The sequence below is a fragment of the Labrys sp. LIt4 genome (genome assembly GCF_017813775.1).
Classification (GTDB): domain Bacteria; phylum Pseudomonadota; class Alphaproteobacteria; order Rhizobiales; family Labraceae; genus Labrys; species Labrys okinawensis_A.
Map to the genome: position 1 here is coordinate 40140 of NZ_JAGIPY010000027.1, position 20039 is coordinate 60178.

At 63.9% G+C, this 20039-nt stretch carries 16 protein-coding genes and 3 pseudogenes; 5 read left to right on the plus strand and 14 right to left on the minus strand.

The window, feature by feature from the left end; translation table 11 throughout:
- Positions 1–6: 6 nt before the first annotated feature.
- The 5 genes from J8I29_RS28720 to J8I29_RS28740 form a co-directional block, all read right to left on the minus strand.
- The gene (locus J8I29_RS28720; RefSeq protein ID WP_209434277.1) at positions 7–1002 is read right to left on the minus strand and encodes an aldo/keto reductase; all 996 of its coding nucleotides are present in this window, start codon (positions 1000–1002) and stop codon (positions 7–9) included.
- Positions 999–1970 carry a sugar-binding transcriptional regulator gene (locus J8I29_RS28725; RefSeq protein ID WP_348536199.1) on the minus strand — a complete coding sequence of 324 codons (972 nt, stop codon included), beginning with the start codon at positions 1968–1970 and terminating at the stop codon, positions 999–1001. The genes J8I29_RS28720 and J8I29_RS28725 overlap by 4 nt, the downstream gene beginning before the upstream one ends.
- Positions 1971–1980: 10 nt before the next feature.
- A complete protein-coding gene (locus J8I29_RS28730) occupies positions 1981–3003 on the minus strand; it encodes an ABC transporter permease (RefSeq protein WP_245197473.1) in 1023 nt (340 codons plus the stop codon).
- A gap of 5 nt (positions 3004–3008) precedes the next feature.
- Complete coding sequence (locus J8I29_RS28735) at positions 3009–4529, minus strand: sugar ABC transporter ATP-binding protein (protein WP_209434278.1); 1521 nt, start codon at positions 4527–4529, stop codon at positions 3009–3011.
- A 279-nt stretch (positions 4530–4808) separates the two neighbouring features.
- On the minus strand, positions 4809–5831 hold the full coding sequence (locus J8I29_RS28740) for a substrate-binding domain-containing protein (protein ID WP_105864732.1): 1023 nt from the start codon (positions 5829–5831) through the stop codon (positions 4809–4811).
- Positions 5832–6311: 480 nt separating this feature from the next.
- Here J8I29_RS28740 and J8I29_RS28745 point away from each other — a divergent pair.
- Positions 6312–6533: pseudogene (locus J8I29_RS28745) on the plus strand (IS630 family transposase); the annotation flags it as partial.
- An 85-nt stretch (positions 6534–6618) separates the two neighbouring features.
- Here the strand turns inward: J8I29_RS28745 and J8I29_RS28750 are convergent.
- From J8I29_RS28750 to J8I29_RS28780, 7 genes are all read right to left on the minus strand, one after another.
- The gene (locus J8I29_RS28750; RefSeq protein WP_209434279.1) at positions 6619–7395 is read right to left on the minus strand and encodes an SDR family oxidoreductase; all 777 of its coding nucleotides are present in this window, start codon (positions 7393–7395) and stop codon (positions 6619–6621) included.
- Positions 7396–7408: 13 nt separating this feature from the next.
- The gene (dgoD, locus tag J8I29_RS28755) at positions 7409–8557 is read right to left on the minus strand and encodes a galactonate dehydratase (protein ID WP_105864730.1); all 1149 of its coding nucleotides are present in this window, start codon (positions 8555–8557) and stop codon (positions 7409–7411) included.
- Between the two features lie 63 nt (positions 8558–8620).
- A complete protein-coding gene (locus J8I29_RS28760) occupies positions 8621–10252 on the minus strand; it encodes a GMC family oxidoreductase N-terminal domain-containing protein (RefSeq protein ID WP_209434280.1) in 1632 nt (543 codons plus the stop codon).
- A gap of 15 nt (positions 10253–10267) precedes the next feature.
- Entirely contained in the window at positions 10268–11203 is a 936-nt protein-coding gene (locus J8I29_RS28765; RefSeq protein WP_209434281.1) for an aldose 1-epimerase, read from the minus strand.
- Positions 11204–11206: 3 nt separating this feature from the next.
- Positions 11207–12214, minus strand: a complete 1008-nt coding sequence (locus tag J8I29_RS28770; protein ID WP_209434282.1) for an ABC transporter permease — start codon at positions 12212–12214, stop codon at positions 11207–11209.
- A gap of 12 nt (positions 12215–12226) precedes the next feature.
- Entirely contained in the window at positions 12227–13756 is a 1530-nt protein-coding gene (locus J8I29_RS28775) for a sugar ABC transporter ATP-binding protein (protein ID WP_209434283.1), read from the minus strand.
- 44 nt (positions 13757–13800) lie between these two features.
- Positions 13801–14781 carry a substrate-binding domain-containing protein gene (locus J8I29_RS28780; protein ID WP_105864725.1) on the minus strand — a complete coding sequence of 327 codons (981 nt, stop codon included), beginning with the start codon at positions 14779–14781 and terminating at the stop codon, positions 13801–13803.
- Between the two features lie 269 nt (positions 14782–15050).
- Between J8I29_RS28780 and J8I29_RS28785 the strand changes: the two genes are divergently transcribed.
- Positions 15051–15821 (plus strand): FadR/GntR family transcriptional regulator, encoded by a 771-nt coding sequence (locus J8I29_RS28785; protein ID WP_245443560.1) that lies wholly within the window; start codon positions 15051–15053, stop codon positions 15819–15821.
- Here the strand turns inward: J8I29_RS28785 and J8I29_RS30195 are convergent.
- Positions 15814–15998, minus strand: a pseudogene (locus J8I29_RS30195) (DDE-type integrase/transposase/recombinase); the annotation flags it as partial. The gene J8I29_RS28785 and the pseudogene J8I29_RS30195 sit on opposite strands and share 8 nt — an antisense overlap.
- 110 nt (positions 15999–16108) lie before the next feature.
- Positions 16109–16993 carry a LysR family transcriptional regulator gene (locus J8I29_RS28790; RefSeq protein WP_209434284.1) on the minus strand — a complete coding sequence of 295 codons (885 nt, stop codon included), beginning with the start codon at positions 16991–16993 and terminating at the stop codon, positions 16109–16111.
- 260 nt (positions 16994–17253) lie between these two features.
- Here J8I29_RS28790 and J8I29_RS28795 point away from each other — a divergent pair, with 260 nt between their 5' ends.
- From J8I29_RS28795 to J8I29_RS28805, 3 genes and pseudogenes are all read left to right on the plus strand, one after another.
- Positions 17254–18639, plus strand: a complete 1386-nt coding sequence (locus J8I29_RS28795) for an MFS transporter (RefSeq protein ID WP_209434285.1) — start codon at positions 17254–17256, stop codon at positions 18637–18639.
- Between the two features lie 49 nt (positions 18640–18688).
- Complete coding sequence (locus J8I29_RS28800) at positions 18689–19387, plus strand: class II aldolase/adducin family protein (RefSeq protein WP_209434286.1); 699 nt, start codon at positions 18689–18691, stop codon at positions 19385–19387.
- Positions 19388–19453: 66 nt separating this feature from the next.
- Positions 19454–19798: pseudogene (locus J8I29_RS28805) on the plus strand (enoyl-CoA hydratase-related protein); the annotation flags it as partial.
- Positions 19799–20039: the final 241 nt, after the last annotated feature.

A 20039-nucleotide genomic window follows, 5' to 3' on the forward strand; every position in this document is an offset into this window, starting at 1 on the left:
GCTGCCTCACCCGGTGACGGCGGCAAGATGGTCCGCGATGGCGCGGTCGATGGCGGCGAGGTCGTCGGCCGACAGAACGAGGCGCCCGGCGGCGGCATTCTCGCTGGCCTGCTTGTCGTCGCGCGCGCCGCACAGGGCATAATTGATCCCTGGCTGCGCGATGGTCCAGGCGATCACGAGTTGGGCGATCGTCGCGCCATGGGCCGAGGCGAGCGGGCTCACCGCCGCAGCGAAATCGGCGACGCGAGTGCGGTTGTCGCGCGAGAAGCGGGGGTTGTCCTTGCGCAGGTCGTCGCCGGCGAAATCACGCTCCGGCCCGATCTTGCCGGTGAGCAGACCCAGCGCCAGCGAGGAATAGCTGAGCGTGGAGACGCCGTTAGCGGCGCAGATCGGCAGGAGGCTGGTCTCGATCGCGCGGTCGAGCATGGAATAGCGCTCCTGGATGGCATCCACCTGCCCGACGGCAAGATAGGCGTCGAGGTCATCGGCGGTGACGTTGCTGACGCCGATGGCCCGGATCCGGCCGGCTTGCTTGAGCTCCAACAGCGTCTCCATGGTCTCGGCCACCGATGTGGTCGGGTCCTGCCAATGGGTGATGTAGAGGTCGACATAATCGGTCTGCAGGCGTTCGAGGCTCTGCTCGAGCTCGTGCAGGATGCCATCGCGCCCGAGATAGCGATGCACCTTCTGGTCCATCTCGTCGAAGAAGTGATTGCCCTTGCCGTGATGCCAGTTGAGCCCGCATTTGGTGGCGATCACCACCTCCTGGCGGCGGCCCTTGACGGCTTGCCCCACCAGCGCCTCGGCGCGTCCGAGGCCATAGGCGGGGGCGGTGTCGATCAGCGTGACACCCTGGTCGATGGAGGCGCGGATCGCGGCGATCGAGGCCTCGTCGTCATGGCCGCCCCACATCCAGCCGCCCATGGCCCAGGTGCCGAGCGCGATGGCGCTCGCCGCGATGTCGGAATGGCCCAGTTTGCGCAAGGGAATCGGAGGGGTCATGTCGGCCTCTTGAGAATGTCGAGAACGTGGGTACCGGTCGCCTCGTCGGTGGCAAGAATGTCGAGATAGCCGCCGCGCAGGATGCCGGCGATCGGCGCGACCTTGTGGGCGCCGGCGGCGATGCCGATGGTCATTGGGATGGTCCGGAGCTCCTCAGGGCTGAGCGCGACGACGCGTTCATTGAGCGGATAGTCGCAGAGATGCCCGTCGGCGTCGATCAGATGGGCGATCAGCTCCCCGGCCGCCCGGCTCTGCCGGAGCCCGTCGAGCCCGCCGGCGCCCGGAGCATGCAGGCTGAAATAGGTCGAGCTCTCCGACAGCACCGAGCCGATGCCGACCAAAGCGATGCGGGCAGCGCGTGCGCGGTCCAGCACCTCGCCGACCGATTGCAGCGACATCAGCACGTCCCGTTCGGCGCGCGAGGCGGCGAAGATCGGCGCATGGATCTGGAAGGCGCGTCCCTGCAGCTTGGAAGCGAGCTGGGCGGCAAGATGATTGACGTCGACGAAATGCTTGCCCTGCACACCGCCGGTCGCCGGCACCACGGTTACGTCATAGGCGCGGGTGGGCTCCATGGCCTGGATGACCGCGCTGACGCCGACCCCGCCCGAGACGCAGATGGTGTCGCCGTCCCGGAGCACGGTGAGGATATGGTCGGCGACCGACCGCCCGGCAGCCTGTAGGTTGACGCTGTCCTGGTCGGAGGCGGTGGGCACCACCATTGCCTCCGTGAGGCCGCTCGCCTCAGCCAGGGCTTGTTCGAGCTCGAACAGGTCCTGGCGCGGCGACTTCACCTCGATCCTGACATAGCCGCGCTCATGCCCCTCCTTGACGAGACGGTTGACCATCGGATGGGACAGGCCGGTGCGCTTGGCTATCTCGGCCTGCGAAAAGCCTTCGATGTAATGCATGACCAATACCCGATGGATGCGGCGGAGCCGCTGGTCGCCTTCGTTGTCTTTTGCCACGGTGCTTGTCCTATGCCTTCCGAGTCAGAGCCTGCTTGCGCTTATGTAGCAGGTGATCGAAGGCGACGGCGGCAAACAGGATCAGGCCGCGTATGGTGTCTTGCCAGTAGGGCGAGACATCGAGCAGGATCAGCGAGCTCGACACCACCGACAGCAGCGCCATGCCGAGGATGGCGCCGAGGATGGTGCCCGAGCCGCCATTGAGGCTGGCCCCGCCGATCACGGCGGCGGCGATGATGTTGAGCTCCATGCCGACACCGAAGGTCGGCGTCGCCGCCCCGAAGCGGGCCATGTAGATGATGCCGGCGACACCGGCCAGGCTCGAGCACAGCACGATGCAGAAGAACTTCACCCGGGCGGTGCGGATGCCCGAATAGGCGGCGGCCCGTTCGTTGGAGCCGGTATAGAACACGCGGCGGAACAGGGTGGCCTTGCGCAGCAGGATGTCGAAGGTGACGACCACGGCGAGGAAGATCAGGATGACGACCGGCACGCCGTAGACCGAGCCCTGCCCGATGAACTTGAAGCTCGGCGGCAGGGAAAACAGCGACAGCGGCGTGCCGCCGGTGATCGCCAGGCAGAGCCCCCGCACGATCACCATGAAGGCGAGCGAGACGATGAAGGAATGCAGGCCGATGCGCGTGACCGCCAGCGCCATGGAGGCGCCGATGGCCGAGCAGGCGAGGATGGCCATGGCGCTGGCGAGCCAGGGATCGATGCCGGCCAGGAAGAGCCAGCCGCCGATCACCATGGCGAAGCAGACGACGGAACCGACAGAAAGATCGATGGCGCCGACGATCAGCAGCACGGTCATGCCGACCACCACGATGCCTTCGACGGCAAAGGACATCGTCATGGCGCGCAGATTGGTCCAGGTCAGGAAATAGGGCGAGGCGAAGGACATCACCACGCACAGCGCCAGGATGATCAGCACAAGGCCGAGCTCGCGCATATTGCCGAGGCCGCGCAGCCAGTTCAGACGCGCATGCGACGGCGCTTCGGGATGCTTCTGGTTCACTGAGGTCTCACCCATCACGCTCATGCCGCCCTCCCGGCGTCTTTGCTCAATCCGGAGGCGAGGCGGATCAGCCTGTCCTCGGTCATGTCGGTTCCCGTGACCTCGCCGGCGATCCCGCCCTCGTGGATGACGAGGACGCGGTCGGCGAGGCCGATCAGTTCGGGCAGTTCGGAGGAGATCACCACTATGCCGGTGCCCTGATCCGCCAGCTCGCGCAGGACGCGGTGGATCTCCGCCTTGGCGCCAACATCGACGCCGCGGGTCGGCTCGTCGAGCAGGATGACCTTGGGGGACACCGACAGCATCTTGGCGATGGCGACCTTCTGCTGGTTGCCGCCCGACAGCGTGGCGACCGCATCGTTGAGCGAGCCGCGGCGCAGGCGCAGGAGATCGCCGAGGCACCGGGCCTGCTCCCGCTCGGCCGCGCGGTCGACGAAGCCCAGGCGGGTGGAGACGCGGCCAAGGTCGAGGGCCGAGACATTCGCCGCTATCGGCAGGTCGAGGAAAACGCCCGATCCCTTGCGATCTTCCGAGAGATAGACGATGCCGTTGGCGATGCTGTCGGCATAGGTCGCGGGCGTTACCTCGCGTCCCTCGAGCCGGATCCTGCCGCCGCTGCGAGGCATCAGGCCGCAAATGCCGAGCGCCATTTCCGTGCGCCCGGCGCCGATCAGCCCGGCGACGCCCAGCACCTCGCCACGCCGGAGTTCGAAGGAAATGTGCTTGAAGCGCACACCATCGCTGAGGCCCTCCACCGCCATCAAGGCGGGCGCTTGGGCGCTTTGCGGGTTCTTCGGCGGATAGAGCGTGCCCAGTGCCCGGCCGACCATCTTGCCGACGACGCTTTCGGGCGTCATGGCGGCGATATCGTCGGTGGAGACGTGCTGGCCGTCGCGCAGCACGGTGATGCGGTCGCAATGGGCGAAGATCTCCGCCATGCGGTGGCTGATATAGATGATGGAGATGCCGCGCGCCTTGAGGCCGGCCATGATGGCGAAGAGCTTGCCGGCTTCGCGCTCGGTCAGCGCGGCGGTCGGCTCGTCGAGAATGAGGATCGAGCAGTCGAGGGTGAGCGCCTTGGCGATCTCGACGATCTGCTGCTCGGAAATGGTGAGCTCGCCGACCAGGCTGTCGGGGTCGATGCTGCCGAGTTCGGCCAGGATGGCGCGGGCCTTTTCACGCAGTTCGCCGTAATTCATGAAGAAGGCCTGGCGGCGGTTGGTCGCGGCCATGAAGATGTTCTCGGCCACCGAGATGCCGCCGCACAAGGCGATCTCCTGGTGCACGAGGCCGATGCCGAGTTCCTGCGCCCGCGCCGGCGAGCCGATCTCGACCTTTTCGCCGCGGATGCGGATTTCCCCGGCATCGGGCCTGACGATGCCGTCGATGATGTTCATCAGGGTGGACTTGCCGGCGCCGTTCTCGCCGGCGAGGGCATGGATCTCGCCCTTGCGGACGCCGAGGCTGACATTGCGCAGGGCCTGGATCGCTCCATAGGCCTTGCTGATGCCTGTCACTTCGAGGGCGAGATCATGGGTCATGGCCGGTCTTCGTCTTGGGGGAGGGGTGGGGGCTGATGTCCGGATAGGGCAACGCAACCCCTCATCCGCCTGCCGGCACCTTCTCCCGCAAGGGGAGAAGGCAATCTTTTGGATGGCGCAACGCTCGCCAATCACCTTCTCCCCTTGCGGGTGTCGTCAACTCTCTTGAGTTGACTAGAGGTGGCGCGAAGCGCCGGATGAGGGGTCGCACTGCGCTATCCGGACTTCAGCGCCGCCTGAGAACGTTGCGCTTGCAGGCGGGTCCGAAGAGCGCCCCGATTATTCCTCGATGCCCTTGGTGCCGCGGCGCTTGAGATAAGCGTCCCAGTAGAAGTCGTCGGCATTGTCCTTGGACACGATAGCAAAGCCGTTGTCGACGAAGGGCACGCCCATCGGGTTGTAACCGGCGCGTTTCCAATCGTTCATCGGGTCGATCAGGTCAGGGTGCTTGGCCATGAACAGCAGCATGAAGCCCATATAGCCCTGGATGCCCTGGTTGGGGTTGACCGAGCCGAAGACCTGGCCGGCCTTGATCATGTCGAGGATCTTGGCGTTCACGTCGGCGGTCATCACCTTGATCTTGCCGCCGAGCTCCTGGGAGGCCTGGGCTGCTCCCAGGGCCGAATTGGCCTCGGGCATGAACAAGGCGGCGAGATTGGGATTGGCCTGGGCCAGGGACTGCACCGCCTGATAGGCCTTGGTCGGGTCCTGGTTGGTGGCTGCGCGGCCGACCAGCTTCATGCCGGGATATTTCTCGCCCATGCGGGCGATGAAGGCGGCGACGCGCTTGTCATGATTATCCTGCCCCGGGTTTTCCAGGACGGCATAGTCGCCCTTGCCGTCCAGCGCCTTGGCGACCATGTCGGCGGCGGCGCTGCCCTCCCGGTTGTTGTCGGAGGTGACATAGGAAGCGCGCTTGGAGTTGGGCGAGTCGGCCGCGAAGGTCACCACGGAGACGCCGGAATCCACCGCGCGGTTGATCGGCTCGATGAAAGGATCCGAATTCATCGGATGCACCAGAATGCCGGCCGGGTTCTTGGCCAGAGCCTGGTCGAAGCTCGCGATCTGCTTGGTGACGTCATATTCCGGCGTGCCGGTATAGGCGGTCTTGCAGCCCATCGACTGGGCGGCCTGCTTAAAGGCTTCATAGACCGGGAACCAATATTCCACCCCCGAGACCATGACGTTCATCACATAGGTCTCGCCTTCCTTGCAACGGAACTTGCTGTCTGCCTGCGCGCTCGCGCCAGACACGAAAGCCGCGCTCGCGGCCACTCCGATGAGCCAATTCCTGATGGCCATCCTCACCTCCCGATGGTGTTCGCCGGGCTGTCTCCCGGTGTTGTCTTTAAAATTGAAATAAATTTCACTATGTGATATTCATTTCAATACGGATATAAAGGAGATCGGAGCGGGACGCAATGGCCTTTTGTCGCCGATGTGTGCTGGCATTTGGGAGGGACAGCCCAGGTTCCGATTTCACATGCTCGACACAGGCACCACCGCGTGCGGACTTAAAAGGTTTGCTGACGCAGTCCTTTGAGCCCCATGACGACCGCTGCCAGAATCGTCTCGTCCAGTGTCAGATCCGCGACGATCTTCTTCGGCTGCGCAGCGGGCGGAACCGGTCCAGATCGTGGAAAGCCAGGCCACGACATCCCAAGCAAAACAGCAAGGTCATCCAGGCGTTCAAAAAACCTCCTGCGTACGCTCGCGGCCCACTCGCGGACGTGATCCGCAAGAAGAAGATCGAGATCTGGTTTCGCTGCGCGTCCTTCGGATCAAGACGAAGCCCGTATCGGGCAGAAGAAGGGCCTCGTCCGGCAGTGGGCGCGGCGGGGCACGCGACCGATCCAACCCGCCGATCAGCGCTATGAGAGCGCCTCCCTGTTCGGCGCCATCTGCCCCGCGCTCGGAACAGGAGCCGCGCTGGCGTTGCCCTTCGCCAATACCGACACCATGCAGCGTCATATCGGCGAGATCGCCCTCAACGTCGCCAGAGGTTTGATAAGGCCGATATATAATTTCCCGCCACTTCTCAGGTTCAGCTGGCCAGCGCTCGCTATAGCGATGGCGGGAAGCTCAACGGTCAGGGATGCTGCTGGACGCTGAGGCCGCCATCGACAGTCAGGCAGGCTGCGTTCATGAAGGGACATTCGTCCGAGATCATGAACACCGCGGCAAGCGCGATTTCCCTGGGCGTGGCGATGCGGCCCCCCGGATGCAGCTTCAAGGTCTGCTCCCTTGCGGCCTCGGGATCAGGGAAGCTGTTCCAGTAATCGACCACCTTCTGTGTCGAGACATAGCCGGGCGCGAGCGCGTTCACCCGCACGTTGCGGCCGGCATATTCCAGCGCCAGCGACTTTGTCATGCCGAGCAAGGCGTGCTTGGCCAGGGGATAGGGGAAGGTGTGGGGGATAATGGTGAAGGCATGCGTCGAAGCGATGTTCAGAATGACGCCGCCATCGCCCGCAATCATCCCCGGCAGGACCGCCTTGCAGCAGTTCCAGGCTCCCTTGAGGTTGACGTCGAAGCATCGCTGCCACTCTTCATCCGTCGTTTGCAACGGCTCGGCGAAAACATTGATGCCGGCATTGTTGACGAGGGCGTTGATCTCACCGATCGTCGAGGCAGCCTGTGAAACGGCACGCGCAATGCTCTGCTCGTCGGTGATATCAACGGCCCGGTGAGCGATCGGCGCGCCCTGACCCGCCAATTCGTTGCTCACATCGGCAAGAAGCGCTTCGTCCCGATCGATCAGGAAAACGGCTGCCCCTTCGTCCAGGAACGCCCGCACCATCGCCAATCCGATGCCCTGGGCGGCACCCGTCACCAGAATACGCTTGCCTGTCAGTCGACCTGCCATCGCCGTTTCACCCCTACCATTCAGCCACGCTGCCATCCTCGTGGCGCCAGACCGGATTGCGCCAGCGATGGCCCTGCCGGGCGCGCTCCGTCACATAGTCCTCGTTGACCTCGACCCCCAGGCCGGGCCCCTGCGGGATGGAGACGAAGCCATCCTCATAGTGGAACACCCCCTTGTTGGAGATGTAGTCGAGAATGTCGTTGCCCTCGTTGTAATGGATGCCGAGGCTCTGCTCCTGGATGAAGGCATTGTAGCTGACAGCATCGACCTGAAGGCAGGCCGCGAGCGCGATCGGACCCAGCGGGCAATGCGGCGCAAGCGCCACGTCATAGGCCTCGGCCATGGTGGCGATCTTGCGGCACTCACTGATGCCCCCGGCATGCGACAGATCGGGCTGGAGGATGTCGACATAGCCATCCGCCAGCACGCCCTTGAAGTCCCAGCGCGAATAGAGCCGTTCGCCGAGCGCGATCGGCGTGGAACAATGATTGGCGATCTCCTTGAGCGCCTCCTTGTGTTCGGAAAGGACGGGCTCCTCGATGAACAGGAGCTTGTAGGGATCAAGCTCCTTGGCCAGCACCTTGGCCATCGGGCGGTGGACCCGGCCGTGGAAATCCACGCCGATGCCGACATGGGGTCCGATCGCCTCGCGCACGGTGGCGATGGTCGCGACCGCCCTGTCGATCTTGTCATGCGTGTCGACGATCTGCATCTCCTCCGAACCGTTGAGCTTGATCGCCTTGAAGCCGCGCGCCACCGCTTCCTTGGCATTGCTGGCGATGTCGGCCGGGCGGTCGCCGCCGATCCAGGAATAGACCTTGATCTTGTCGCGGCACTGGCCGCCCAACAAGGCGTGGATCGGCTGTCCCAGCGCCCTGCCCTTGATGTCCCACAAAGCCTGGTCGATGCCGGCGAGCGCGCTCATGTGCACTGCGCCGCCGCGATAGAAACCGCCGCGGTAAAGCACGTTCCAGTGGTCTTCGATCAGCATGGGATCCTTGCCGACGATATAGTCGGCCAATTCGTGCACGGCCGCCTCGACCGTCAGGGCACGCCCCTCCACGACGGCCTCGCCCCAGCCGGACAGGCCCTCATCGGTCTCGACCTTCACGAACATCCAGCGCGGCGGGACGATGAAAGTGGTCAGCTTGGTGATCTTCATGGCGCTATCCGATGGTTTCTATGAGATCGGCCCGAGGCCCCCGCTCCGGCCGCTCGCCGCAATTCATGATTGAAGGATGAGGTCCGCAGCCTTCCCCGCCGCGGCGAGCACGGCGGCATTGGTGTTGCCGCTGACGATGGCCGGCATGATCGAGGCGTCGACGACCCTCAGGCCCTCGATCCCGCGAACCCGCAGATCGGGCGTGAGGACCGCTTCGGGATCGGCATCGTGTCCCATCCTGCAGGTCCCGACAGGATGATATCCCGTCTTGACCGTGCGCCGGCAATGGGCGGCGATCGCCTCGTCGCTGGTCACGGCGGGGCCGGGGAAGATCTCCTTGTCGATCAGGTCGCGCAGGGGCGCGGCAGCCAGCACCTGCCGCGCGAAGCGGAATCCGGCCATCGTCGTGATCAGGTCGTCGGGATGGCCGAAGATCTGGGTGTCGATGATGGGGTCCGCGAGCGGATCGGCGCTGGCCAGTGTTACGCGGCCGCGTGCCTTGGGCCGCAGCAGCAGCGAATTGATGGTGACACCGTCGCCAGGATCGGTGCCCATTACGTCCCTGTCGAGATAGACCGTCGGCACGCAGAACATCTGGATAGTCGGCTCGGCACCGCTGCCCGTCGGATCGAGGAAGGCGCAGGTTTCCACGCCGGTGGTCGAGGCAGGTCCCGTTCCGAACAGCAGATATTGCAGGCCGGCCTTGAGCATGGGCCAGCCTTTGTCCTGGCGATAATAGCCGAAGCTTCCGCGTGTCGTGGCGACGACCGGACACTCGTAATGGTCCTGGAGATTGCGTCCGACGCCGGGCAGCACGACCTTGGCTGCGATGCCGTGGCGGGAGAGCTCGTCCTCGGGGCCGATGCCCGAGAGCATCAGCAGCTTCGGCGTCTGGTAGGCCCCGGCTGCCAGGATCACTTCGGTGCCGGCCTCGGCTTTGTGGTGGCTCCCGCCCTGCAGATAGTCGACGCCGACCGCACGGCCCTGCTCGATGCGGATCCCCGTCACCGTCGCATCGGTCACGATGGTCAGGCGGGGATCACCCATCACCGGGGCGAGAAAGGCCGTGACGGCGCTGCAGCGTCGTCGGGTGGCCCAGTCGATGGTGTGCTGCATGAAGCCGACGCCGAACTGGGAAGCCCCGTTGAAATCGGGATTATAGGGGATACCCATGTCTTGCAGCGTCTTCACATAGGTCCGCGTCATCGGGCTGGTGTGGCCGAGATGCGAGACCTTGAGCGGGCCGCCGACGCCATGGAAGGTGTCGGCCAGGTGGTCATTGTCCTCCTGCGCCCTGAAATAGGTCAGCATGTCCTCATAGGACCAGGCGCCGTCATTGGCGGCGCCGGGCGCGGTCACGGCTGCATTCCAGCGCGCATAGTCGCCGGGCTGGCCGCGCATATACACCATGGCATTGACGGTGCTGCCGCCGCCGAGCACGCGCCCCTGCGGCACGATCGGCCCGCGCCCGTCGAGCTGGGGCTGTGGCGCGGTCTTGTGCATGGCCAGATAGGTATCCTTGGCCAGGAACTTCATATAGCCGGCCGGAATGTCGATGATCGGGCTGGCCTTCGCCGGCCCGCGCTCGATCAGCAGCACCCGCGCCTTGGCCCGCCCGACGAGATGGGAGGCGACGACACAGGCCGCGCTGCCACCTCCGACGATGATGAAATCGAACTGCCCCCTGTCGGACATCGCGGCCTCCAGGGCTCAGGCGCTTTGACGGAAATGGTCGCCGCCCTGAAGCGGCCGGCCGGAAAGATGTTGCGGTCGAAACCGAACGCTGCCGGCCAATGTCTCCCCAGGCTTGAGAATCGTGAGATCTCCCAGGTCCGGCAGGTTATGGCCATTGGCCAAGTGCGACATCGGCTCGAAGCAGAAATAGTTCCGCCGGAAGGAGGGATCGAATTCGGTAGTGGAAACAAAGAGGAAGGCATGCCTGAATACCGGATCGGCCTCGAAGCGAAGCTGCATGTTCCGTTCCGGCCAGGTGATCACAGCAAGGCCATCCCAACCCTGCAAACCATTATTGACCCATCGATCCGGAATGGGACGAGGGGCGGAAAAGTCGAGCTCCTCGGGAAGGGCGATGGGCTCGCCGGGGAGCCACTCCTCCACTTCCGTCCACAGCGCGGTCGCCCTCGCCATCAGCGTCGTGGCCGGCGTCAGCGGGAAATAGGGATGCCATCCCAATCCGTACGGCAAGGGCGCGCTGCCGCGATTGGTCACGGACAATTGCATTTCAAAGGCCCCGCCGGCGAGGGCGAAACGCTGCTCGGCCTCGTAGACGTAGGGTGTGCCGCCTCCTGTATGCGAGAACACCATCGCAAGGCCCGCCGAGTCCTGTGCGGTGATGCGCCAACCAGCCTGCCAGCCCTCCCCGTGCAGATAGTGCCTGTCCCAATCCGTGTTCGGTTCCAGGACATGGTCCCGCCCCTCGAAACGGAACCGGTTATCCCTGATGCGATTGCCGAACGGCACCAGCGGGTAGCAGGCCGAGGATAGGGCGTCGGCGTCCGACGAGGGCGCCGGCCGCAGGAGAGGAACGGCTACGCCCTCGTCCTCCCACCACAGGCCGAGGACGAGCCCCCCTGCCGTCGACAATTGCGCCCGCAGGCAGCCGTGCTGGAGATCGACAACCGGCATGTCCTAGCCCTTGTTTCGCGCCATGGAGCGCTTGATGGCCTGGATGTTGGCCAGCACGGCGACGACGATGATCAAGCCGCGCACCACCTGCTGGAAGAAGGGGTTGATGCCCAGCAACACCAAGCCGTTGCCGATCAGGGTGATGACGAGAACGCCGAGCAGCGTGCCGAGCATCGAGCCTCGCCCACCCGAGAGCGAGGTGCCGCCTACGACGACGGCGGCGATGACGTCGAACTCCAGGCCGCTCGCGGCGGTGGCATTGCCCGAGCCGAGCCGCGATACCAGAAGGATACCGGTGACAGCGGCCATGGCACCGCCGATGGCGAACAGCATGACCCGGATGCGGCCGACATTGATACCGCTCAGGAAGGCGGCCTGCGCATTGCCGCCAATGGCGAAGACGCTGCGGCCGAAGGCGGTCTTGCGGCTGACGAAGGCAAAGACGCCGAAGAGCACCAGCATGATGATCGCAGCAGGCGGAACCCCCAGGACCGGCCGGTCGAGCGCGTCGACGATATCATTGCGCCCGATCGACACCGGCAGGGCATCGGTGATGAACAGGGCAATGCCGCGCAGCGCGCTCCACAGGCCGAGCGTGGCCACGAAGGAGGGCACGTCGAAAAACGCCCTCAACACGCCGGCGATCGAGCCCAAGAGACCGCCGACCACAACAGCCAGGGCGAAGGCCGGCACTGTCGGCACGCCCCACTGCAGGAAATAAGCCAGCGCCACCGAGACGAAGGCCACCATCGGGCCGACGCTCACGTCGATCTCGCCGGCGATGATGATCAGCGTCGCCGCCCAGGCGGCGATGCCGATCGTGGCGGCATCGCGCAGGATGTTGATCTGGTTGTTGAACGAAAGGAAGCCGGTGGCGCTGGCCGTGAACACTACGTAGAGCACGATGATCGCTGCGAACAGGCTCAATTCGTTCATGTGGCGAGAGAAATCGAAGCCTGCACGGGCGCCTCGATCCGAAACGGCCCCCCCTGCGGTTCTGTCCTGTGACATCGGGTATCCTCGTCAGTGTCCGGCGATGCAGGCGGCCATGACGGCATCCTGATCAATGTCGGGCGCAGTGAATTCTTCGGCGAACCGGCCCTCGCGCAGCACGAGTACGCGATCGCAGACCAGCGGCAATTCCTCGATCTCGCTGGAGACGAAGACGATGCCGCGCCCCTCGGCGGCGAGCTGCCTTATGATGGCGTAGATCTGGGACTTGGCTTCCACGTCGACACCGCGGGTGGGTTCGTCGAGCAGCAGCACCCGGCTCCGCGCATGGACCCAGCGGCCGATCACCACCTTCTGCTGGTTTCCGCCCGACAGAGTGCCGATCGGCGTGTCGGTGCGGGAGGTCTTGACGTGGAGATGCTCGACGATCCGGCGCGTAGCGGCGGCCATCAGGCTGGCGGAGAGCACGCCGCGGCGGCTGACAGCGGCAAGATCCGTCACCAGCGTATTTTCATCGACACCGAGCAGAGGAACGATGCCTTCCTCCTTGCGGCTCTCGGGGGTGTAGCCGAAACCGCGCTCGACCATGTGACGATAGCGTGCGCCCGTCACCGGCTTGCCATCCACATGGATCTCGCCACGGTCGGCCGCGCGCACGCCCATGATGGCCTGCAGCAATTCGGTGCGCCCCGATCCCAGGAGCCCGGCAATGCCGAGGACCTCGCCCTGCCGCAGGCGAAAGGACACGGATGACAGTTTCGGCGCCAAAGCGAGATCCCTCACCTCGAGCAGGGTGGTGTCGGCGACCCGGTTCTCCAGCTGTGCGGCCGGCGCGCTTTCCGAGCCGAGCATGAGGCGGACGATCAGGCGCGTGTCCGCCCCCTTCACGTCGACGGTATCGATCACCCGTCCATCGCGCATCACGGTGGCGCTGTGCGCGACCCGGCGGATTTCGTTCATGCGGTGGCTGACGTAGATCACGGCGATGCCTTCCGCCGCGATGCGTGTCACCGCTGCCATCACCCGCTCGGCCTCGGCGGCCGCAAGCGAGCTGGTCGGTTCGTCCAGGATCACCAGCCGGGGCTTGCCGATCAGCACGCGTGCGATTTCCAGCAATTGCCTTTCGGCCGGCGAAAGGCTGGCGACGAGTCGCCTGGGCGACAGGTCCAGCCCCAGCCTCGCCATGGCCTCGGCAGCCTCGGCCTCCATCCGCGCCGATTGGATGACGCCGCCTTGGCGCGGCCAGTGGCCGAGGAACAAATTCTCGGCCAGCGACATGCCGGGCACCAGGCTGAGCTCCTGATAGACCACGCGCACGCCGCTGGCGAAGGCGGCCTGTGCGCGGGCAGAGCCGGTCTGGCCGAGGGCCTGGCCGGCGATCTCCACCGTACCGCTATCAGGCAGTTCGGCGCCGGTGAGCAGGCGGATCAGGGTCGACTTGCCCGCACCATTCTTGCCCAGCAGGGCCCTCACCTCACCGGCAGCCACCTCGAAGGTGACGTCGTCGAGCGCCAGCACGCCGGGATAGCGCTTGGTGCAATTGCGGATGGAGGCGACCCGTTCGGCCTCGGCCGCCCGGCCTGGGGAAATGGCTGGCGTCATGTCGATATCCTTGCCTGGCCGCAATGGGGAACCTCCGGCAACCCTCAGGGGATGCCGTCGGCATGCGCCTTGAGCCAGGCCTGCCCGTCCGCTGCGCTCTTGTAGACATCGATGTCGTAGGCGACCTTGATGCCTGCCGGCGGCTGGCCGTCGATCGACTTGATCGCCTGGGCCAAGGCAAGTTTGCCCAGCCCTTGGCCGGAAATGTCGACGACACCCTTGATGACGGAGTTGTCGGCCAATTCCTGGGCGATCTCGGTGGTCATGTCGCCCCCGAAGACCACGGTCTTGCCGACACGCCCCTGGCTCTTGACCGCGCGCGCGGCCCCGAGCGTAGCCCCACCTGCCTCGCCGAAGAAGGCGTCGAGGTCCGGATGGGAGGACAGCATGGTGCTCGCGACCGAGACGGCCTTGTCGAGGATCGCGCCTTCCTGGTTGGCGACGATCTGGGCACCGGGCACCTTGGCCTTGAGGGCTTCCTCAAAGCCTTTGCGGCGGGTGACGCAGACCTCGACGAATTCGCAGTTGAGCACAGCTATCTTGGGGGCATCCTTCTTCTGCGCGACGAAATAGTCGCCCGCGACCTCGCCCAGCTTGTGACCGAAATCATAGGGGTCGCCAACGGCATAGGCCGAAACATACTCCTTCATGTCGGCCTCGTTCAGGCAGGTGTTGTAGCAGACCACGGGAACGCCGGCGTCATGCGCCCGGCGGATCGCGCGATAGGAACCATCGGCCGACACCGGGGAGACGATGATGGCCTGGACGCCGGCCGAAATCAGCGAGTCGATGAAGGAGGCTTCCTTGGTCACGTCCCCCTGGGCATTGGTCTCGATGATGTCGAGCTTGCGCCCGGCGTCGGCGCCACCAGTCTGAATACCCTTGCGTACGCCGGCGTAAAAACCCTGTGCATCCATGTAGATGGCGCCGACCTTCAGATCCTTGCCCTCAGCCATCGCGCTGCCCGCCGCAGCGCAGATGGAGGCGGCAATGGTCGTCATCGCGGCGAATTTCGAGAGCTTCATCGGTTCCTCCCCGTCTTTTGATCGTTGACCAGCCCTGCGCGCTGGATCGAGCCTGCGAGTTATGGCGCGCCTGGTTGCGGCACCATAAAAATAATCATATTATTGTCAAGATAAATACTATTTATTTTCGACTCGCATCCGGACGCGTAGAAATGTGTGGCTGGATGGCCTTGATGAGGCGAGCCGCGTTGCGTCTGGCGTGATTTTGCTTTCCAGCTCGCCTCGCATAGCCTTGCCGGTGCCGAAGTCGCGGCGTGGGGGAACTGGAAGTGACTGACATCAGGATCGGCTCGGCACTGACCGAGAATGGTAACCCGATCGCCGCCCACGGCAAGCGTAGCGTCCGGGAAGCCCTGCTGCGGCAATTTGTCGAGAAGATCGTTTCAGGCGAGTTTCCCGAGAACGCGACCCTGCCCAACGAAGCCGAATTGACCCAGCAGCTGGGCGTGAGCCGCACGAGCTTACGCGAAACCATGCAGTATCTGTCCGCCCTGGGCATGATCCGTTCGCGGACCCGGGCCGGCACCACGGTGCTGCCGCGCGAGAACTGGAACTATCTCGATCCGCTCGTGCTGGATGCCGTGCTGAAATTCGGCACGGACGAGCGGTTCTACGTCTCCCTGATCGAGGCGCGGCAATTGCTGGAGCCGGCGGCCGCGGCGCTCGCCGCCGCTCATGCGGGCGCCCGGGAACTGCTGCATATTTCCAACGCCCTGGAGGAGATGGTCGAGGCCAATTCCCGCGACAACGAAGCCTGGAGCCGGGCCGATCTCGATTTCCACACCGCCATCATCAACGCCAGCGGCAACTGGGTCTACCGCCAGTTCGCTACCGCCATTCGCGCCGCCCTGCTGGCGAGCTTCCGCCTGACAAACCGGGCGAGCCAGTCCCACGAGAATGCCATCACGAAGCACCGGGCCGTGTTCGATGCCATCCGGTTGCGCGAACCCGAGACGGCCCGGCAGGCGATGATGCGCCTGATCGACGTGGCCCGTGACGAGATCACCGAAGCGCTACGCAAGTCCAAGACACCTACATAAGGAGGTTTAGGTCCTGACGCTCTCCGCTGAAACTGCGGCGGGATTGGTGTTTGCGCATCACATGGACCAATTCGATGCGGTGAGGATGACCTCGGCACATGCCATCGACATGAAGCCGGGCATGGGTCCAGCGCGGCGCTTGATGCGTCGGTGATCCTGTTCGATCCGGTTGTTGAGACACGAACTCCCCCCGAAATCGGAGGGCTTCATTGCAGGACAGAGATTGTCATTACGTTCGCGACAGAACCCTTCCGAGAGGTCGCTGGCGCGGTTCGGTGGGTGACACCTCATCTGCAGATATCCTTCACGCATGATCGCAGCCATCGATGAGCCGGATCAGCGTCGAGGCGCGGGTGCCAGAATTGAGAGACGGTGATGGTCGCCGTGCTAACAGGCAATGGGAACATCGCCAAACCGTAGCGGTCACGGCTCGTCTCCTTTTCCGGTACGCTCGCGACGAGATCCGAATCCCGAGCAAGCGCCAGTGCTGCAGAAAAGCCCGGAACGACTGCGGCGACCCGGCGCCGAAGCCCCTTGGCTGCCAGTTCATCGTCGATCGGTCCATGGTCGAGGCCACGTCTTGACGCGGAAATATGCCCGAAAGCCGCAAAGCGTTTCGGCGTCATCCTGCCTTCGAGCAAGGGGTGCCCTACGCGAACAGCACCCACGAAACGATCCTTGAAGAGAGCTTGAACCCGTAACTCGGGCAAAGGTCGGCTTGTCGCGCCGGTTTCCAGGTCTGCGCGCCCCGCGCGCAATGCCATATCATCGCCTTCCGGCTTCTGGGCGAAGCGTAGCCGCACCCCCGGCGCCACCTCCATGACCCTTGCGATCAGGGCTGCGCCAAAGGTTTCCACAAAGCCATCATTGGCATGAATGGTGAACGTTCTCTCCAATCGCGCCAGATCGAGCCCCCTTTCGGTGCGGATGATGGCCTGCGCATCTTCCGCGACCGCGCGCAAACGCTCGCGCAGAGCCTCGACCCGCACTGTTGGCGTGAGACCACGTCCCGAGCGAACAAGCACCGGATCGCCGAGCAGATCCCGAATACGGCCGAGTGTCCGGCTCATGGCGGGGGGAGACAGATTCATCTTCTTCGCTGCGGCGGCGACACTCCCTTCTGTCAGTAGGACATCGAGCGCGATCAGCAGGTTCAGATCGGGCAAAATCATCGGCTGCGCTTTCCGGGATAAGCATGCTTCCTGAAGTGCGTTTGACGCATCAATAGAGTTACAAGCATGCAATTTTCACATCAATGCCGTGCTGCTACTTCCTTCGGGCCCCATGCGGAATGTGTGGCGGCCGGCCCCACCTGACCGCGTAGCAGGATGACAACTTCGGCATAGCAATGGCTCAGACAGTTCACCAGCACAGTCATCCTGCGCTGCATCATCGGCCCGCTCATTTCGGATACGCGTTGACGGGGTTGTCTGTGGGCATCCTGCTGTCACAGTTGGGAACGAACGTCGTCGGCATCGGCCTGCCGACATTCATGCGGGAGTTCGGCGCGACCTTTGCTGAAGTCCAATGGGTAGTCGTCGCCTATCTTCTGACCGTCACCGCCTTGATCGTCGGTGTCGGTCGCTTCGCCGATCAACTCGGCAAGAAGAAGCTTTACCTTGCCGGGCTCATCAGCTTCCTGGCGGTATCCTTGATCTGTGCCTTGGCGCCGAACTTGATCGTGCTGATCGCCGGCCGAGGGCTCCAGGGCCTGGGTGGCGCTATCATCATGGCTTTGAGCTTCGCCCTTGTCGGCGAGATCATGCCAAAGGATCGCATCGGCCTGGCCATGGGCGTCCTCTCGATGATGGTCGCGCTCGGCATTGCACTTGGCCCTTCGCTCGGTTCCCTCGCGCTCGTCACCTTCGGCTGGAGGGCGATGTTCTGGATAAACCTGCCCTTCGGGCTGCTCACTTATGCTCTGTTAAGCCGTTATCTGCCTCGGACCATCGACACGTCGCACAGCGTGCGATCGCTGGGCAATTTCGACTGGTCGGGTACGATCGTCCTGAGCCTTACTCTTCTTGCCTATTGCATCGCCATGACCTTGTCGGGAAGTCATGGCATCAACCACTCCCTGGTCCTTCAGTACTTGGCCGGCGCTGTTTTCGGACTGGTCCTCTTTCTCGCAATCGAGACCAAGGCCCGGCAGCCGCTGCTATCGCTGGGCCTGTTCCGAGACCGATTGCTCTCGACCAGCATGATGATCAGCGTCCTCGCCTACGCAGTCATGATGGCGACGCTGGTTCTGGGACCGATCTTCCTGACACGAGGCGTCGACCTCGATACCCGTGCAACCGGCCTCGTCATGACGGTTGGCCCGTTGACTTCCGCCATGATGAGCATTCCAGCCGGTTGGATGTCCGACCGTATCGGGCCAAGGCTCACACTGCTAGGCGGGCTCACCTTGATGACCATCGGCTCAGCCCTCATGTCATTGATCACGATAGAGCACGGGGTTCAGGAGTATGTCGCCTCGATCATTCTCATCAGCCTGGGCCTGGCCTTCTTCCAGACGCCCAATAATACGGCCGTGATGAGCGCTGCCCGATCTGAGCAGCGCGGCCTGGTGTCGGCACTCCTCGCCCTTGGCCGCAACCTTGGCCTGATCACCGGCGCATCCTTGATGGGAGCCATCTTCGGCGCCGCCGCCGGCCAGACCGGTCCAGCGAGCGGCGGCACTGCCGCAGCCACACAAGCCGCAATTGCACGAGGCATGGAGAGCACGTTCCGGGTCGCGGCCGCGATGGCGGGGTGCGCCCTGATCCTTGCCCTGGTCGGTTTCAGGCGCCGCATCACGGATCATGCGTCCAGATAGGCAGCAGCCTCGCCCTCAGCTTCACTATTACAAACCCCGGAGAACACCAATGACCGACATTCCCCATGATGACCTGCTGGAGGTCGCGACCGCTTGCCGTATTCTGCACATGGAAGGGCATGCCGACATGACACTCGGCCACCTGTCGTTGCGTGACCCTTCCGGGCGGGGCGTCTGGATCAAACGCTCCGGCATCGGGCTCGGTGAGGTGGTGGGGCCGGAGGATTTCGTGCTGATTGATTTCGAGGGACACAGGCTCGCAGGAGAGGGGCGCATCCACAAGGAATGGCCGATCCACACCGAAGTCTTACGCGCACGCTCGGATGTGCGCTGCGTTGGGCACAGCCACCCGTTCTTTGCCACGTCTTTCTCCGCACTCGATGTCGAACTGCAGGCAGTCACGAATGAGGCGGCCAATCTTGGCCTGCCGGTTGGGCGTTTCGAGGAGACAACCGGCTTGATCGACACGCCGGCGCTTGGTGCGAGTCTGGCACGCTCACTCGGCCCACAATCGACAGTGCTCATGCGCAACCATGGCGTCCTGTTCGTGGGCGGCTCGATTGCGGAGGCAGCGTTGATGGGCATTTTTCTTGAAGGAGCTTGCCGCGCGCAGATGCAACTGCTCGCCACCCGGTTGCCTTACAAAACAACGCCTACATCGGAGCTGAAGGCAAAGAAAGACCAAATCTTGGATCCCATGCTGATCGACACTTTCTGGAGCTTTTACAAGCGCAAAGTGGCAGGATAATCGGTTCTGTTGCCGCGAACGACGCTCGCGTCGCTATCCTGAGCTTCCGGGCACGAGGCATTCAACAAGGTGGAATATGGTGGCGTGCCGATTATAGCGGCCCTTACCTGCGCGGTTGTGGGCGGTGGACTGGAGTTGGCCAGCGCCGCCCATATCTGGGTCATGGATAAGACGACTTATTTTGCGCTGCCTGAGGGCCAACGTGGACTCTTCACCGGCCGCCGCCCGACTATCCCCGTCGCCGATCTGGTGGGCAAGTCGCGCATGCTCGACATGATGCTGACGGGCCGGGTGTATCAAGGCCAGGAAGCGGTCGATCTAGCGCTTGCGCAGTATATTGTCGGAAGGGTCAAGCTTCGAGAAGGCGCTGGAACTCGCTCACAAGGCAGCGCAGAACCTGCCGCCGTCTGACTTCGCAATCTGCTCAGCCGTGAGCCACATGCAAATATGTCTGCTTTGGATGCCGCTTACGCCGAGGCTGTCGTCGCGGGTGTGGTGAACACCCGGCCGGAGGCGCGTGCTCGACTCGCCGCCTTCGCCGACAAAAGCGCGGCACGTGTGCGGGCCAACTATTGAGTCGTCCGTGAAGAACTCGCAAGCTGCTGATTCAGCGTTAGTTTTTTAGCCAGGCAAGTATTCGCGTTTGCCGGAT

Coding starts and splice junctions, on each gene's coding strand:
- J8I29_RS28720 (WP_209434277.1), bottom strand. CDS start 1,002: ATGACCCCTCCGATTCCCTTGCGCAAACTGGGCCATTCCGACATCGCG.
- J8I29_RS28730 (WP_245197473.1), bottom strand. CDS start 3,003: ATGGGTGAGACCTCAGTGAACCAGAAGCATCCCGAAGCGCCGTCGCAT.
- J8I29_RS28735 (WP_209434278.1), bottom strand. CDS start 4,529: ATGACCCATGATCTCGCCCTCGAAGTGACAGGCATCAGCAAGGCCTAT.
- J8I29_RS28740 (WP_105864732.1), bottom strand. CDS start 5,831: ATGGCCATCAGGAATTGGCTCATCGGAGTGGCCGCGAGCGCGGCTTTC.
- J8I29_RS28750 (WP_209434279.1), bottom strand. CDS start 7,395: ATGGCAGGTCGACTGACAGGCAAGCGTATTCTGGTGACGGGTGCCGCC.
- dgoD (WP_105864730.1), bottom strand. CDS start 8,557: ATGAAGATCACCAAGCTGACCACTTTCATCGTCCCGCCGCGCTGGATG.
- J8I29_RS28760 (WP_209434280.1), bottom strand. CDS start 10,252: ATGTCCGACAGGGGGCAGTTCGATTTCATCATCGTCGGAGGTGGCAGC.
- J8I29_RS28765 (WP_209434281.1), bottom strand. CDS start 11,203: ATGCCGGTTGTCGATCTCCAGCACGGCTGCCTGCGGGCGCAATTGTCG.
- J8I29_RS28770 (WP_209434282.1), bottom strand. CDS start 12,214: ATGTCACAGGACAGAACCGCAGGGGGGGCCGTTTCGGATCGAGGCGCC.
- J8I29_RS28775 (WP_209434283.1), bottom strand. CDS start 13,756: ATGACGCCAGCCATTTCCCCAGGCCGGGCGGCCGAGGCCGAACGGGTC.
- J8I29_RS28780 (WP_105864725.1), bottom strand. CDS start 14,781: ATGAAGCTCTCGAAATTCGCCGCGATGACGACCATTGCCGCCTCCATC.
- J8I29_RS28790 (WP_209434284.1), bottom strand. CDS start 16,993: ATGATTTTGCCCGATCTGAACCTGCTGATCGCGCTCGATGTCCTACTG.
- J8I29_RS28800 (WP_209434286.1), top strand. CDS start 18,689: ATGACCGACATTCCCCATGATGACCTGCTGGAGGTCGCGACCGCTTGC.